The organism is Leisingera aquimarina DSM 24565 (assembly GCF_000473165.1).
Classification (GTDB): Bacteria; Pseudomonadota; Alphaproteobacteria; order Rhodobacterales; family Rhodobacteraceae; genus Leisingera; species Leisingera aquimarina.
In genome coordinates this window covers 2,059,915-2,074,884 of the sequence record NZ_KI421504.1, presented here as the reverse complement: position 1 = coordinate 2,074,884, position 14,970 = coordinate 2,059,915, and the positions used below count along the sequence as shown (strand labels likewise).

Annotated in this window: 11 protein-coding genes, 5 pseudogenes and 1 other annotated feature; of the genes and pseudogenes, 8 read left to right on the top strand and 8 right to left on the bottom strand. The window is 60.5% G+C overall.

The window, feature by feature from the left end:
- Positions 1-54: 54 nt before the first annotated feature.
- Positions 55-975 (top strand): manganese-dependent inorganic pyrophosphatase, encoded by a 921-nt coding sequence (locus tag AQUI_RS0114310; protein ID WP_027258115.1) that lies wholly within the window; start codon positions 55-57, stop codon positions 973-975.
- Positions 976-1,205: 230 nt separating this feature from the next.
- On the opposite strand, the gene AQUI_RS28065 is transcribed toward AQUI_RS0114310, so the two are convergent.
- Positions 1,206-3,131: a methyl-accepting chemotaxis protein gene (locus AQUI_RS28065; protein WP_035919996.1), complete on the bottom strand. Its 1,926-nt coding sequence runs from the start codon at positions 3,129-3,131 to the stop codon at positions 1,206-1,208.
- Positions 3,132-3,374: 243 nt separating this feature from the next.
- Here AQUI_RS28065 and AQUI_RS0114300 point away from each other — a divergent pair, with 243 nt between their 5' ends.
- The 3 genes from AQUI_RS0114300 (at position 3,375) to AQUI_RS0114285 (ending at position 6,363) form a co-directional block, all read left to right on the top strand.
- A complete protein-coding gene (locus tag AQUI_RS0114300; RefSeq protein WP_027258114.1) occupies positions 3,375-4,250 on the top strand; it encodes a TIGR01459 family HAD-type hydrolase in 876 nt (291 codons plus the stop codon).
- A 237-nt stretch (positions 4,251-4,487) separates the two neighbouring features.
- Positions 4,488-4,931, top strand: coding sequence for a MaoC family dehydratase (locus AQUI_RS0114295; RefSeq protein WP_027258113.1), 444 nt, complete (start codon positions 4,488-4,490; stop codon positions 4,929-4,931).
- A 305-nt stretch (positions 4,932-5,236) separates the two neighbouring features.
- Positions 5,237-6,363 (top strand): IS3 family transposase gene (locus AQUI_RS0114285; RefSeq protein WP_245596923.1). Its coding sequence is split into 2 segments (ribosomal slippage): positions 5,237-5,507 and positions 5,507-6,363, totalling 1,128 coding nucleotides; the frame shifts between segments, so codons are not numbered across the junction.
- 410 nt (positions 6,364-6,773) lie between these two features.
- Here the strand turns inward: AQUI_RS0114285 and AQUI_RS30780 are convergent.
- Positions 6,774-6,902 (bottom strand): annotated as a pseudogene (locus tag AQUI_RS30780) (IS3 family transposase); the annotation flags it as partial.
- 92 nt (positions 6,903-6,994) lie between these two features.
- On the opposite strand from AQUI_RS30780, the gene AQUI_RS0114280 reads away from it, so the two are divergent.
- Positions 6,995-8,014 carry an IS110 family RNA-guided transposase gene (locus AQUI_RS0114280; protein ID WP_027258110.1) on the top strand — a complete coding sequence of 340 codons (1,020 nt, stop codon included), beginning with the start codon at positions 6,995-6,997 and terminating at the stop codon, positions 8,012-8,014.
- Positions 8,015-8,108: 94 nt separating this feature from the next.
- Here AQUI_RS0114280 and AQUI_RS30065 read toward each other — a convergent pair.
- The 5 genes and pseudogenes from AQUI_RS30065 to AQUI_RS28040 form a co-directional block, all read right to left on the bottom strand.
- Positions 8,109-9,373 (bottom strand): annotated as a pseudogene (locus AQUI_RS30065) (IS3 family transposase).
- A gap of 287 nt (positions 9,374-9,660) precedes the next feature.
- Positions 9,661-10,112, bottom strand: a pseudogene (locus AQUI_RS32500) (integrase core domain-containing protein); the annotation flags it as partial.
- 100 nt (positions 10,113-10,212) lie between these two features.
- Positions 10,213-10,331, bottom strand: a sequence feature (AL1L pseudoknot).
- Positions 10,289-10,510, bottom strand: coding sequence for a hypothetical protein (locus AQUI_RS32495; protein ID WP_425411816.1), 222 nt, complete (start codon positions 10,508-10,510; stop codon positions 10,289-10,291). (Overlaps the previous feature by 43 nt.)
- 156 nt (positions 10,511-10,666) lie before the next feature.
- Positions 10,667-10,804 (bottom strand): annotated as a pseudogene (locus AQUI_RS32490) (IS3 family transposase); the annotation flags it as partial.
- Positions 10,797-11,296: pseudogene (locus AQUI_RS28040) on the bottom strand (transposase); the annotation flags it as partial. The pseudogenes AQUI_RS32490 and AQUI_RS28040, both read right to left, overlap by 8 nt.
- A 385-nt stretch (positions 11,297-11,681) precedes the next feature.
- Between AQUI_RS28040 and AQUI_RS0114250 the strand changes: the two are divergent.
- From AQUI_RS0114250 to AQUI_RS0114240, 3 genes are all read left to right on the top strand, one after another.
- On the top strand, positions 11,682-12,614 hold the full coding sequence (locus AQUI_RS0114250; protein WP_027258108.1) for a bifunctional riboflavin kinase/FAD synthetase: 933 nt from the start codon (positions 11,682-11,684) through the stop codon (positions 12,612-12,614).
- On the top strand, positions 12,611-13,093 hold the full coding sequence (locus AQUI_RS0114245; protein ID WP_035919992.1) for a YcgN family cysteine cluster protein: 483 nt from the start codon (positions 12,611-12,613) through the stop codon (positions 13,091-13,093). Before AQUI_RS0114250 ends, AQUI_RS0114245 begins: the two co-directional genes overlap by 4 nt.
- Before the next feature lie 73 nt (positions 13,094-13,166).
- On the top strand, positions 13,167-14,201 hold the full coding sequence (locus tag AQUI_RS0114240) for a threonine aldolase family protein (protein ID WP_027258106.1): 1,035 nt from the start codon (positions 13,167-13,169) through the stop codon (positions 14,199-14,201).
- Positions 14,202-14,336: 135 nt separating this feature from the next.
- On the opposite strand, the gene AQUI_RS0114235 is transcribed toward AQUI_RS0114240, so the two are convergent.
- Complete coding sequence (locus AQUI_RS0114235; RefSeq protein WP_027258105.1) at positions 14,337-14,930, bottom strand: 2-hydroxychromene-2-carboxylate isomerase; 594 nt, start codon at positions 14,928-14,930, stop codon at positions 14,337-14,339.
- Between the last annotated feature and the right edge of the window lie 40 nt (positions 14,931-14,970).

The following is a 14,970-nucleotide window of genomic DNA, read 5'->3' as shown; positions in this document are numbered from 1 at the left end:
TAAGGCGCGCAAATCCCCCCTTTTCTGACCGCATGAGTGAACAGGACAGCCCCAATGACCATCCAAGTTTTCGGCCATAAATCCCCCGACACCGATTCCACCGGCTCCCCGATTATCTGGGCCTGGTACCTGAACGAGGTGAAAGGCACCGCTGCCGAGCCCAAGCTGCTGGGCGAACCGAACACCGAGGCGGCCTTTATGCTGCAGCGCTGGGGTTTTGAGAAACCCGCGATCATCGCCGACGTGGCTGACGATGCTGCCGTGGTGATCGTGGATACCAACAACCCGGCCGAACTGCCCGCCAACATCAACGGCGCCGACGTGCAGGCAATCATCGACCACCACAAGCTGGTCGGCGGTCTGGAAACCAAAGGCCCGATCGACATCACCATCCGTCCGCTGGCCTGCACCGCCACCATCATGCACGACCTGATGGGCGATGACGCCGCCAAGATGCCGGACGCGATCAAGGGCGCAGCGCTGACCTGCATCCTGTCCGACACGCTGGAATTCCGCTCGCCGACCACCACCGCGCATGACAAGGCCGTGGCCGAAAAACTGGCCGCCGATCTGGGCATCAGTATCGCTGGCTACGCCGCCGAAATGTTCGCCGCCAAATCCGACGTCTCTTCCTTCTCGGACGCGGAACTGCTGCGCATGGACTCCAAGGAATACGCGGTCGAGGGCACCAAATTCCGCGTCTCCGTGCTGGAAACCACCGCGCCGGCCGTGGTGCTGGACCGCAAGGCGTCGCTGATGGAGACCATGACCTCCGTCGCGGCCGAAGACGGCGTTGACCAGGTGTTGCTGTTCGTGGTCGACATCCTGAACGAGGAAGCCACCCTCTTGGTGCCGAACGACTTGGTGAAAACCGTCGCCGCCAAAAGCTTTGGCGCCGATGCTGCCGGTGACGCCGTGGTGCTGCCGGGCATCATGTCGCGCAAAAAGCAGATCATTCCAAACCTGAAAGTTTAAGCGCCGCTGCCGGCCCGGACTGCAGAAGGCGCCCCGCGGGGCGCCTTTTTTCTTTGCGGAACGGGTTTATTTCCGAGATTGGCCCGCTGTTGCCCTGCCGGCATCACAGCCCCGGGCGTTGCTGATCTTGCGGAACAAGCGCGCCCAGCTGTTTCCCCCTGATCTGTTTCTCCGCGTTGCGGCGGGCGGGCGGGCGCCACCCTCCGTTACCCAACATTCGCGGAAGGACCTCAGGCGGACTGGGCCTGAGGCGCATCCTCTGCCGGGGGCCAGACTTCGCTGCCATCATTGAAATCCTCCCAGCGGGTGCCGTCAAAGCCGACGTCATCAGCATCCGCCACCGGCTGCGGCGGATCCGCTGGCGCCGGCACTGCGGCAGCAGGCTGATCCGCCCAGGAGTCCGCCGGGCGAGCCGGTTGCGCCGCCGGCGGGCCGTCGCGCAGGACAAACTGGCCGACCACCTGGTTCAGCCCCACGGTCTCATTGGTCATGGCGCGGATCGCGGATCCGGATTCCTCGACCATTGAGGCATTCTGCTGGGTTACCGAATCCAGCTGGGAAACGCCGATGTTGATCTCGTTCAGCCCCTGTGCCTGTTCGGCGGACTCACTGGAGATACCCGAAACCAGATCAGCAATATTGGTCACCTGGCTGACGACGGTCGTCAGCGCCTTGCCCGCGCCGTCCACCTTCTGCACCCCGTCCTGCACATGCGCCGTGCTGGCACTGATCAGCGTCTTGATTTCATTGGCCGCATCCGAGGACCGCTGTGCCAGCGCCCGCACTTCGGAGGCCACCACCGCAAAGCCGCGTCCGACCTCGCCTGCCCGCGCGGCCTCAACCCCGGCATTCAGCGCCAGCAGATTGGTCTGGAAGGCAATGTCGTCAATCACACCGATGATCTGCGATATCTGGTTCGAAGAATTTTCAATCTCATTCATTGCAGCAATTGCGCCTTCGACCACGCGGCCGCTGTTTTCGACATCCGAGCGCGCGGTTTCCACCGCGGATTGCACCTCCTGCGCATTGCGCGCCGAAGAATTGACACTCGCGGTCATTTCTTCCAGCGCTGCTGCGGTTTCTTCCAGCGTGGCGGCCTGGCTTTCGGTGCGGCCCGAAAGCTCCTCAGAGGCGGTCTGAATTTCATCGGACTGCCGCTGAATGCGGGCGCCTGCCTGAACCACGTCGGCCATCAGCTCATTCAGCTTGTCGACGGTCTCATTAAAGTTCACCCGCAGCGGATCGTAATCGGCGCTGAATTGTTCAGTGATCCGGTCGCTGAGATCGCCGTCGGACAACCGCTTGAGACCACTGCGCAACCGGTCGATGACCTGTTCGCTTTCTTCGCGCCGGGCGTTCTGTTCGTCCAGCGCAGCAATAACCCGGCCCGACACAGCGTCGATGTCCTTGGCAATTTCACCGAAATCATCCGCGCGCATCCGGTCGGCAACCTTAAGCCCCAGATCACCTTCTGCCACTTCCCGCAGAACCCCGCGCAGCCGGCCAATCGGGCGCTCAATCGTCAGGGTCACCTGCCGCGCGTTCCAGGCAATCACCAGCAGCCCCGCTGCGGAAAACCCGATCAGCAGGTAAAGCAGCTGCATGTCATGGGCCCGCGCCTGCTGCGCCGTTTTCTCAGCAAATGTCTTTATGTCCTTGCCCAGCGGCGCCAACAGCTGATTGAGAACCTCATATTGTTCTTGCAGCTTGGGCAGCGCTGCCTCAGCTGCGGCAGGATCAGTATAGGCCAGGCCTTCAACGGCCTGAGCCGCTTGAATGAAGATTTCCGCCGACGGAGCAAGCTCTGCCACTTTCTGACGGATTGAATCGGACATTTCGACCTTTTGCAAGGCCGCCACCGCATCCCGGAGGCTTTGAATGTCGCGGACAAGCTTGTCCTGCAAGCGTTCCTTTTTGGCGGCCGGCCCGTCCGGTCCAACAAGCAGCGCGTGCATCGTGCCAGCCTCGATCGCATCGTGCATCTTGTCGGCCATCAGCTCATGGCGGACGACCGCCGTGGCACTGATTTGCCGTTCAAGTTCAAGTTCGCTTTGCCACAGGCTGTAGACGGACATCGCCGCAAGCACCAGGACAGAAACAGTCGAAACCACACCGGAAATGACCAGCCGTGTTTTTATCGGAAGATTACGGAACATCACTAACACACCATTGAGTTGCCTGAGACTCACCTTATGAGGGAGTTCTTAAGAAAACATTGGACCTTCAGAATTGCAAAAGCGCAGGGTGTGCCAGGCAGAGTGCACAAGCGTCGCGGCGGGGGGCGGCGCAGCGGGTTTCCCGGCCGCTGGCGGATACTACCGCACTGCCGCACTGGCCTTCCGGCGCCGCCTCTGCCATAGCTGGGCCAGCAGAATATTCACGCGCGAGAAGGCCCGGCCATGACCCAAATCATCAACTCCCTGTCCGAAGTCTCCGGCCGTTACAAGGCGCTGTTTGTCGATCTCTGGGGCTGCGTGCATAACGGGATCACCGCCTTTCCTGACGCCGTAGCAGCGTTGCAGGCCTACCGGAAGCAGGGCGGCATCGTGGTGCTGGTGACCAATTCACCGAAACCGCGCGCAGGCGTGGCGGCGCAGCTGGGACAGTTCAACGTGCCGGATGATGCCTATGACACCATCTCGACCAGCGGCGACAGCGCCCGGGCGGCGATGTTCACCGGCGCGGTTGGCACATCGGTCTATTTCATGGGGGAATGGGAGCGGGATGCAGGGTTCTTTGAGCCGCTGCATGTGATCCATGAACCGGTGGAAATCACCCGGGTGCCGCTCAAAGAGGCCGAGGGCATTGTCTGCTGCGGTCCGTTTGACACCATGGCAGACCCGGAGGTGAACCAGGCGGATTTCCTTTACGCCAAGCAGATGGGCATGAAGCTGTTGTGCGCCAACCCGGATATCGTGGTGGACCGCGGCGAAAAGCGGGAATGGTGTGCCGGTGCCTTGGCGCGGCTCTATACAGAGATGGGCGGCGAGAGCCTGTATTTCGGCAAGCCGCATCCGCCGATCTATGATCTGGCGCGGCGGCGTCTGACCGAGTTGGGCCATGACTTTGCTGATTCCGAGATCCTAGCGATCGGCGACGGGCCGCATACGGATATTGCCGGCGCCATGGGCGAAAGCATCGATTCCCTGTTCATCACCGGCGGGCTTGCGGCCAGAGAAACAAAGACATCAGTCCAGCCGGACGCGGACGCGCTGCAGACCTATCTGGCGCATGAACAGTCCGCACCCACATATGCCATTGGCTTCCTTCGGTAAAACTGCCTGCGTCAACCACCTGCCCAGTACGGAACACGCTCTGCTCTGAGCAAACCTCGCTCAAACCGGCAGGGTTTTCTTGTGTCAGAAACTTCTTGATTTTCTGCATCTGCAAAGTAATAAAGTTGCGCAAGCGGCCAATCCGGCGCGCAAAAGTTACAACGCCAAGCGGTCACACCACACGATCGGGCCAGGTGATCAGGCCCGAAGATCAGGACCAGGCGAATGGAGGATGAGATGTTGGACAACATGCCGCGCGGAACCATCTGCATTGAAGACATCGAAATGGGCATGGTGCGTTACCTGCGCAAGGTCATCACCGATGAGGACATCGAGAAGTTCGCCGAGGTCTCGACCGACCGCAATCCGGTGCATCTGGATGATGAATACGCCCAAGACACCATTTTCGAGGGCCGGATTGCCCATGGGATGCTGACTGCGGGACTGATTTCGGCGGTGATCGGCGAACAGCTGCCCGGCCATGGCACCATCTATATGAGCCAGTCGCTGAAGTTCCTGGCCCCGGTGCGCCCCGGTGATCTGGTGCTGGCGGAGGTCGAGGTGACCGACATCGTGATCGACAAACGCCGGGTGAAACTGGAGTGCCGCTGCATCGTCGGCGGCAAGAAGGTGCTGGTGGGCGAGGCCATGGTGATGGCACCGTCGCGCAAATTCGACTGAGTCCACCTCTCTTTGTCAACAGGTTCAGCCGCCGGGGGCCGTTGCCCTTGGCGGTTTTGCTTATCTGGACTTGTTCATTTCGTTCGTTCCGTTCGGTACTGCGCTGAACCCCGTTTAGGGTGGCGCCGCCGCCGGGTGGGGGTGGACAGACCCTCTCTCGAGGCCTGCTCGAACAGGATATCCTGAACGACTCCATTTTTATCAGGGCCGGTCTCCAGGTGTTACGCGGGCAGCCACACTGAAGTGGCCCCAGGAAACCGGACAGTTGGCTAAAGTGTATCCCAAACCTTTGAAGGGATACGAAAATGGCGCAGCGGCGGAACTTTACAGATCAGTTTAAAGCCAAGGTTGCGCTTGAGGCGCTGCGCGGTGACAAGACCGTTCAGGAGATCGCAGCGAAGCATCAGCTGCACCCGAACCAGGTCAGCACCTGGAAGCGGCAGGCCATTGATGGGATGGCGGACGTGTTCTCCGGTGGTAAGCAAAGCGGCCCAACGGAAGCGGAGGTCAAAGAACTGCATGCCAAGATCGGGAGGTTGGCAGTCGAGAATGATTTTTTGTCAGAAGGGCTCAAAAGGTGAGCCCCGGCAAGAAGCGCGCCATGATCCGTCGCGATCACCCGAAGCTCAGCATCAGCCAGCAGTGCAAGCTGGTTCAGCTCAGCCGCTCCGGGTTCTATTACACGCCGACCGGGATCAACCCTGACACGCTTGCGATGATGAATGAGATCGATCGCGTGTTCACGAAGTATCCGTTCTTCGGGTCGCGCCAGATCGCGGCATATCTGCGCCGGGAAGGCAAAACTGTTGGGCGCCATCGCGTGCGCCGCCTGATGGCCAGGATGGGTCTTGAGGCGATTTACAAGCGGCCGCGAACCAGCCAGCCGCATCCGCAACACCCGATCTTTCCGTATTTGCTGAGAAAGAAAAAGATCGACCGGCCCAACCAGGTCTGGTGCGCCGACATCACCTTCATCCCGGTGAAGCGCGGCTTCCTCTATCTGGTCGCAATCATGGATTGGGCCACGCGCAAGGTGCTAAGCTGGCGGCTGTCGAACACGATGCACGCGGACTTCTGCGTTGACGCTTTGAAGGAGGCCATCGCCAAATTCGGTCCGCCCGAGATCATGAATACCGATCATGGCTCCCAGCTCACCGGATTGGCTTGGATCACTTCACTGACCGAGGCCGGGGTGCGTATCTCGATGGATGGCCGCGGACGGTACATGGACAACATCTTCATCGAACGCCTGTGGCGGTCCCTGAAACAGGAAGCGGCCTATCTCGAGGAAATCCAGGACGGCTTTCAGGCCCGGCGGGTCATCAGCAACTGGATGGCATTTTACAACACCGAACGGCCCCATTCTTCCCTTGAGCGCAGAACGCCGAAGGAGGCATATTGGCGCGGTCGAGATCAGAAATTGGCGGCATGAAAACTAACCGGGATACACCTTAGATCAGCCGCTGACCTGTCCAGAAAACCGGGACCACTTCAGACAGATGCCTGCGCATCGTATCATGGCCCCGCGCGCGGGAACGTGGCGGGTGATCTCGACCGTCTGGCAGTCTGGCAAAGCGGGGTGAAGATTGTATGAAGGGGGCGAACGGTGGGGGCGCAACGGGGGAAATAGTATAGGCGCAACGGTATTATTTTGCTTACCTCTCCTGCCCGTACGCTACCTCTCGCGTGCCATTTTCATCCCTTCCGAAGTCAGCACGAAGTTGAACCGTTTTCGTGCATACACGCCATGTTTAAAGTAGAACGATTGCGGCAGTTCGAACTCTGGATTGGCGCCCCTCCTGCGGTAATCCCCCCGTTTTTGCGGGGGCTTGGTCGTAGAATTTACGCGGCCATCTTCAGTTTCTGTGCAGGTGTCATCCCGCCGTTGCCCATGTTCGGGCGTTCATGGCTGTAGGACCAGAGCCACCCGGTGGCAATCTGCTGGACCTCTTCGATGCTTTCGAAAATGTATAAGTCCGGATGGAGTGGATGGCTCCTGCTCCCCCGGCGTCGCAATGCGCCATAATGCAGTTGTCATGGCCTGCCAGGAGAGGAGCCACCCTATGACAGTTAAAACAGTCGGCCTGGATTTGGCCAAGGATGTGTTTCAGGTTCACGGAATTTCCGAGAATGGACGCGTGATTTTCAAGAAGACAATTAGGCGGGCGAAGCTGCTGACATTTTTCGAAACCCTGCCGCGCTGCACCGTTGGCATGGAAGCGTGCGGATCGGCACATTACTGGGGCCGTGAGCTGCGCAAGCTCGGGCACGATGTCCGCCTGATGCCAGCGTTCTATGTCAAACCTTATGTGAAGCGCGGCAAGACCGATGCGGTTGATGCTGAGACGATCTGCGAAGCAGTCCGGCGGCCATCAATGCGGTTTGTTGAGATAAAGTCGAAGGACCAACAGGCATTCCTTACCGTGCATCGCACCCGCGACCTCGTGGTCCGGCAGAGAACTCAGGTTGTAAACACGATCCTTAGCATCCTGCGAGAATTTGGGCATGTTCTGCCGGCAGGCGTAGAAGCCGTGAACCGCTTTTCGCAAAGCCATATGGATGGGGATCAATTGGACATGCCCGAGTTAGCCAACGGTATTCTGGGAACGCTGTGCTATCAGCTGCTGGGGCTCAATGCGCGGATCGACGGATACACCCAGCTCATCAAACGACATGCGTTGCTTGACGCAAACTGCCGCCGCCTGACGCGCATACCGGGTGTCGGGCCAATTACAGCGTCAGCCATGGTCGCGACAATTGGCGACGGGCACCAGTTCAGAACTGGTCGGGATCTTGCTGCATGGCTGGGCTTGACCCCGCGCAACAAGTCCAGCGGTGGCAAAGAGAAGCTCGGCAAGATCACGAAAATGGGCGACAGGTACCTCCGCAAGTTGCTGGTCGTTGGTATGACGTCGCGCGCCTTGCAAGCCAAAACCCATCCCGAGCGCGCCGACCGGTGGACCGCTAATATCCTCGTACAAAAACCATTCCGGCTGGCGACCATTGCGATGGCCAACAAGTCAGCGCGGGTTATCTGGGCAATTCTGACAAAAAAACAGAACTACCGGCAGCCCGTCGCATAACGCGGCAGCGCCGCCACGAGATGCAAGACGAAAGAAGTGATGACGCGGAACAAGTCAACCAAGAGCCAGGACACTCCGGCGAATGGCGTGAACCTCAGAGTTCGTTAACCCGATTGGAACCTCGCTTGCGGAACACATCAGGGCCAGCAGTATTTTGAAAATGCTGCGCAAACAGGCCGGACAGACGACTGTACTGACAGACCACCGTTGAAGTCACAATAAACTCTTGCAATGCAGGAGCCATCCGCAGAAGCCATTCGTGCCGGACCGTCCGGTTGCAGCGCTCGACATAGGCGTTCTGCTGGGGCTTTCCGGGCTGGATGCAGGCCAGGGTGATGCCCCGGTTCTCGGCCCATTCCATGAGGGTGCCACTGACGTATTCCGGGCTGTTGCCGGCTCGAATTGTCCCAGGGGCACCACGCCATTCGATGATCTGGTTCAGGGCTCGAACAACCCGTTCCGCAGGCAGTGAAAAGCCGATCTCAATGCCCAACCCTTCGCGGTTGAAGTCGTCCAGAACGTTCAGCAGCCGGAATTGCCCTCCACCCCCCAGCCTGTCGGCCATGAAGCCCATCGACCGGACCTCATTCGGGGCCTCAGGCACAGCCAGTTCGTCCGGCTTTTCCCGCTTCAGACGCTTGCGCGGCTTGATCCGCAGGTTCAGCTCCAGCTCGCGGTAGATCCGGTAAACCCGCTTGTGGTTCCACCTATGACCCTGCACGTTGCGCAGATACAGGAAACACAGGCCAAAGCCCCAAGTCTTCCTTGCAGCCGTCAGTCCAAGAAGCAGGTCGGCGATTTGCTCGTTCTCCTCGTCCAGTTCCGGGCTGTACCGATAGCACGTCTCACTGACATCGAACGCCCGGCATGCCAGCGCAATGCTGACGCCCTTCATCGCCACCGCTTTCACGGCCAACTCTCGGCGTTGACCCTCTCGGGACATTGCTTCGCAATGCCCTGCCGGGCAATGGATGGCCGGATCGTTCGATCCTTCTCTCGAACCAGTGGCGTTCAGGATCTTACTTATCCGAGCGCCTCCTTCCAGGTCGTTCTGCATGCTGACGTCAGCGTACATGCGCTTCAGCCGCCGGTTCTCCTCGGCCATCGCCGCTCGCCATTGCCCTCGGATCAATGGCGGACAAAGGCTCGCTCTCACTGATGAGACTGGCGTCCATGCCGCCGTACTTCGCTCGCCACTTGTACAGCGTGGCGCTGGTTCGGCGGGGAATTGATCCACTGGATCAATTCCTATTCCACCTCACTCCCGTGCTCGCGGCACAGCTCGGCGGCAGGCACACCGCCCTCCATCTGGCGCAGCACACCCATGATCTGGGCTTCTGTGAATCGGGTCTTCTTCATCGGAATCTCCTCGTTCATCCTGCCGAGAAAATTCTACTTCCGCATCCCCTTAAAATCGGGGGATGACCCTGCCATCAATCGTCTTTGCCGACTTCGGCCGGTATTTGGGATTATACACACCTGACACAGCAAGTTTTCCATCGACACTGATCCAGCCCCCGTTTAACCGGACACCTAAGCGGTTTCGGTTTTGGCTCTAATGAACTCGCGGGGCGAGCGCCATTTCAAGCCGGAATGCGGATGGTTTTTGAACCGCCCCGGGTTTGCCAGAGGCTGATTTCAGTTAGTTACGCGGCAATGTCCTCAGTTTCCAGGGCGGCGTAGAAATTGGCCTCTGCTTCTGCCGGCGGAATGTTCCCGATAGGCTCGAGCAGGCGGCGGCTGTTGAACCAGTCCACCCATTCGAGTGTTGCGTATTCCGCTGCCTCGAAGTTGCTCCAAGGGCCGCGGCGGTGAACGGCCTCGGCCTTGAACAAGCCGTTGATCGTCTCGGCCAAGGCATTGTCGCAACTGTCTCCGGCGCTGCCGGCAGAGGGCTCGATACCAGCTTCTCCCAACCGCTCTGTGTATTTGATCGACAGGTATTGGCTGACCCACTGCGTGACAGGCGATGCGAGCATCGCCGAGAACGGCGGCCGGAGTGGTGAACAAGCCCCATCGCCTTTGCGGGCCGCCGCTCGTGAACAGCCTGCTCCAGAGCATCGAGAACGAACCCGGCATGCGCCGGGGTGCTGACACGACCCATTGACCGGCAGGCGATTTGGCCATGCCAGATCTGCCGGGAGGGGGCCGGCGATCTTGCGGGCATAGGCATCAATGAGCGAGCCTTTGTCCGCCATTGGTCCGAGCGGCAATGGCGAATGCAGATCGGCTCGCCCCCATGCTCCGCGCGATGCATGCCGGTAAATGACACCATCACTTCGACCGGCGGCCGAGCGCCGCCATCGCAAAATACGCGGAGGCTTTGCGGAGGATCTCGTTCGCCCGGCGCTGCTCGCGGTTCTCCCGCTCCAGCGCCTTCATCTTGCCGGCTGCATCTGTTGGCACGCCCGCCCGCTTGCCGCTGTCGGCTTCTGCCTTCTTAACCCACTCATTCAGCTTATGCGCCGAACAGCCGGTCTTTGCGGAGCTCGACATGATCGCCTGCCAACGGGAACTGTGCTGGCCGTTCGCCATTGGGCGCGAACCAATGGCGCCTCAATGGCTCACTTGTCCAGCACCAGCCGCACCGCACGCTCGCGGACCTCAGGAGAATACTTGTTTGTTGTCTTGCTCATTGTGGCTTCATCCTAATCAGGAGGTGAAGCCTCCGGCAAACCCGGGGCGGTTCACTTCGTTATAGTCTTCGATCCATTTTCCTATCAATGACAGAACAGTTTCAGCGTTAGGCAGTGGATTGACCCGGACGTAGTCTCGCTTCAACGTAGCGATCATACCAACGGTAGAAAGCCGTGCGCGGAATGCCCTGCATGTCGAGGGTCATTCTGGTGGGCAGATGTGATCCCTCAACCGTGCGGATGATCTCCAGTTTTTCGGACGCTGGGTATCTCATTCCTCGAACTCCCCAGCCCCGGTCATGCTATTTTCAGCAAACGGTTTTCCAGGGTGAGGTCAGCCACGCATTCTTTCAAAGCCAACGCCTCGGAGCGCAACTCCTTCACTTCAGCTGAAGTCGCCTGACGCGCCGTATCGCCAGAAAGCCGCCGTTTCCCGGCTTCCAGGAAGTCTTTCGGCCAACTGTAATACAGGCTTGCAGAGATGCCCTCGCGGCGGCACAGCGCCGAAATGCTTTCCTCGCCACGCAGACCTGCCAAAACCACGCGGATCTTTTCTTCCGCAGAATAGGTCTGGCGGGTTTTTGCGGCGGATGTTTGTGACAAGCTTGTCAGCGCTGTCCTTCGATGTTCCGGGCTTCTTATTCATCTTCGCTCCTTGAAAGCTACGATGAACCAGAACCCCTCCGGTGTTCAAATCCTCAAATCCGTCCCAAAGGTGCTGACGTCAGACAGCCGCTACTGCAAACACGCTTCTCATCGGCCCGCTCCTATGCACACGATAACACTACCAGATGAAGTGCTGCTACGTCCCAGATCAATCTCAGAGCATGCTGCTTAGGTGGCAGTCCGGCGTTTTCACGGACCGGGCTTTTCGTTGATAAAAATTTCGAAATGGCGCCTGTCCGTGCGGTTGAGCGGACAGGCGCTTGCCCGGCGCCCGCGGTTAGCGTCCAGGCGGGGTCACCCTCGCTCCTTCCCGGCCCTGCCACTGGCCGCTTGAACCGCCCGGCGCATGGCGCTACGGATGCGCCATGCGTATCGTCAGAGATTATGAATTCGTCGAAGACCAGGACCGGGGCGCCACCGTCGCCATCGGCAATTTCGACGGCGTGCACCAAGGCCATCAGTCGGTGATCGAACTGGCCCGCAGCGCAGCCCCCGGAGCGCCGCTGGGGGTGATGACGTTTGAGCCGCATCCGCGCGAGTATTTTGCGCCCGATGCGCCGCCGTTCCGGCTGATGCGGGCCGAGACCCGCGCCCACCGGCTGGAGAAGCTGGGGGTGACGCATCTCTACGAGCTGAATTTCAACACCGCATTGTCGAGCCTGACGCCGGAGGAATTTGCCCGCGACGTGATTGCCGGGGGGCTGGGGCTGGCGCATGTGGTGGTGGGCGCTGATTTCTGCTTTGGCAAAAGGCGCGCGGGCAATGCCGAAGACCTGCAGCGGTTTGGCGCGCAGTATGGTTTTGGCGTCACCATTGCGCCCTTGATGGAATATTCCGAACATGCTGTGTCCTCGACCGCGATCCGCAATGCACTGAGCGAAGGCCGCCCTGCGGATGCCAAGGAAATGCTGGGGCACTGGCACCGCATTGAGGGCGTAGTGATCGGCGGCGAGCAACGCGGGCGCGAGTTGGGTTTTCCCACCGCGAATATGTCAATCGAGGGGCTGCACCAGCCGCGGTTCGGGGTCTATGCGGTGCTGGTGGACGTGCTGGACGGGCCGCATGCGGGCAGTTATCTGGGGGCCGCCTCGATCGGGGTCAGGCCGATGTTTGACGGTGTAGTGCCGAATATCGAAACCTTCCTGTTTGATTTTTCCGGCGATCTCTATGGCGCAACGCTGTCGGTTGCGCTGGTGGCCTTCCTGCGGCCGGAGCTGAAGTTTGACGGGCTGGAGGCGCTGATCGAACAGATGGATGCGGATTGCAGCCGGTCCCGCGAACTGCTGGTGGCGCTATGAGACCTGGCAAGGACGTGATCGACCGGTCGGGTCTGGCCAAGCGGTTCTGGGAGAAGAAGCCGCTTGCGAAGCTGAACCAAAAGGAATGGGAAGCGCTGTGCGACGGCTGCGGCAAATGCTGCCTGAACAAGCTGGAGGACGAGGAGACCGGCGCGGTTGCCCTGACCCGTGTCGCCTGCCGCCTGCTGGATGATGACAGCTGCAGCTGCGCGCAGTATCCGATCCGCCATCAGTTTGTGCCCGAATGCATCGTGCTGAAGCCGGAGAACCTGGATACCCACGCCTATTGGATGCCGGAAACCTGCGCCTACCGGCTGTTGTGGCAGGGCAAACCCTTGCCGGAATGGCACCCGCTGGAGACCGGCACACCGGACAGCGTGCATGAGGCCGGGGTGTCGGTGCGCGGCTGGACCGTATCCGAATTCGAAATCTCTGAAGACGAGTGGGAAGATCACATCATCGAAGAGCCTTTGGGCTGACAGCGGCTTGGGATGGGGCGCATCCCGGGCAGGAGTTGCAGCGCATCCCGCTCAGAAACAAGGATCAAGCCTAATGCACTTTGCCTCTGATAATTCCGGCCCGGTGCCGCGGCAAATCCTGGATGCGCTGGCCAGGGCCAACCAGGGCTATGCCATGGGCTATGGCGCGGATGCGGAAATGGTCGAAGCGGCGGCGAAAATCCGCGATATTTTTGAAGCGCCTGAGGCCGAGGTCTATCTGGTGGCCACCGGCACGGCGGCCAATGTGCTGGCATTGTCGACCCTGGCGCAGCCCTGGCAGACGGTGTTTTGCACCCGTCCCGCGCATATCCTGCAGGATGAATGCAACGGGCCGGAGTTCTTCACAGGTGGCGCCAAGCTGACACCGGTGACGGATGCGGACAAGATGACGCCGGACACTTTGCGCGCAGCGATTGAGGGTGAGGAAGTCCGCGGTGTCCACGGGCCGCAGCGGGGGCCGGTGTCGCTGTCGCAGGTCACCGAACTCGGCACGGTTTATTCGGTACCGGAAATTGAAGCGCTGGGGGCCGTGGCCAGCGACTACGCGCTGCCGGTCCACATGGACGGCGCCCGGTTCACCAATGCGCTGATCTCTCTGGGCTGCACGCCGGCCGAGATGACCTGGAAGGCCGGCGTGTCGGCGCTCTCTTTTGGCGGCACCAAGAACGGCTGCCTGGGGGTTGAGGCAGTGATTTTCTTCGATCCCGGCCACGCGCAGGAATTCGAGTACCGCCGCAAGCGCGGCGCGCATCTGTTTTCCAAGCACCGTTACCTGTCGGCGCAGATGCTGGCCTATCTGACCAATGACCTGTGGCTGGAAAACGCCAGTGCGGCCAATAGCAACTGCGCGATGCTGGCCGAAGGGCTGCAAGCGGCGGGCGCCCGGTTCACCCATCCAGCCCAGGCCAACATGATTTTTGCCGCCCTGCCCCGCAGCACCCATCAGCGGCTGTTTGCCGCGGGCGCGGTCTATCATCTGTGGGATGGGCCGTTGCATGGGCCGGAAGATGAGCTGGTCACCGCCCGGTTTGTCTGCGACTGGTCGGTTCCGCAAGAGAATATCCGGGCCTTTCTGTCGCTGCTTTGAGGTCATAAGGCGGCTTTACCCCAGCCCTGACAGATCGGGCGCCGCCCGTTCGGGCCTGAAAGGTCCCTCGGGCCCGTTCCCGGACGGCCCTCACCCCCGAGTATTTGAACCCAGAAAGAAGCAGCAGGTGCGGTTTCAGCCGCCGCCTTGCGCCCAGAGCAACGCGTCCTCCAGCCGGTCATCGCCCCAGAAAATCTCGCCGCTAACGGCAAAGCTGGGGGCGCCGAAGATGCCTAGCGCCATAGCCTCCTCTGTCGCCTCTGCCAGCGCCCGGATGACCGGCTCCGATTGCGCCGCCGCGATCGCGCGGGCCGGATCCTGACCGGACGCCTCCAGACTGGCGGTCAGGTTCGGGTCTTCGCCGGCGGGCTGCCCGGCCTCAAACCAGCAGCGGTAAGCGGCCTGGGTATAGGCTTGGCCCCAGCCTTCGGCCGCGCCCAGGGCGGCCACTTGATTGGCCAGCACCAAGTCCGGCAGCGGGTAAGGCGCCGGCAGCCTGGGATGAAATCCGTAGTGCTGCGCGCGGCGTTCGATGTCGCGCCACATGTAGGCGGTCTTTTCCGGCTTGTCCTTGAAGGGGACGTTGTTCTGCACCGTCATGACGTGGCGGACGTTGAAGGGGCGCCAGCGCACGAGCACGCCGGCCCGGGCGGCCGCATCCGTGATCCGCATCACTGTGAGGTAGCTGTAAGTGCTGCCGATCGAATACCAGAATTCCAGTTCAGGCATGTAACCCTCCCGCCAATTAACCAACTGGCACTCAGTATAG

Excerpts from the sequence above, each read along its gene's own strand:
- AQUI_RS0114280 (WP_027258110.1), top strand. The coding sequence starts at position 6,995 with ATGACAGTTAAAACAGTCGGCCTGGATTTGGCCAAGGATGTGTTTCAG.
- AQUI_RS0114300 (WP_027258114.1), top strand. The coding sequence starts at position 3,375 with ATGACCCAAATCATCAACTCCCTGTCCGAAGTCTCCGGCCGTTACAAG.
- AQUI_RS0114295 (WP_027258113.1), top strand. The coding sequence starts at position 4,488 with ATGTTGGACAACATGCCGCGCGGAACCATCTGCATTGAAGACATCGAA.
- AQUI_RS0114250 (WP_027258108.1), top strand. The coding sequence starts at position 11,682 with ATGCGTATCGTCAGAGATTATGAATTCGTCGAAGACCAGGACCGGGGC.
- AQUI_RS32495 (WP_425411816.1), bottom strand. The coding sequence starts at position 10,510 with ATGTCGAGCTCCGCAAAGACCGGCTGTTCGGCGCATAAGCTGAATGAG.
- AQUI_RS0114240 (WP_027258106.1), top strand. The coding sequence starts at position 13,167 with ATGCACTTTGCCTCTGATAATTCCGGCCCGGTGCCGCGGCAAATCCTG.
- AQUI_RS0114310 (WP_027258115.1), top strand. The coding sequence starts at position 55 with ATGACCATCCAAGTTTTCGGCCATAAATCCCCCGACACCGATTCCACC.
- AQUI_RS28065 (WP_035919996.1), bottom strand. The coding sequence starts at position 3,131 with ATGTTCCGTAATCTTCCGATAAAAACACGGCTGGTCATTTCCGGTGTG.
- AQUI_RS0114235 (WP_027258105.1), bottom strand. The coding sequence starts at position 14,930 with ATGCCTGAACTGGAATTCTGGTATTCGATCGGCAGCACTTACAGCTAC.
- AQUI_RS0114245 (WP_035919992.1), top strand. The coding sequence starts at position 12,611 with ATGAGACCTGGCAAGGACGTGATCGACCGGTCGGGTCTGGCCAAGCGG.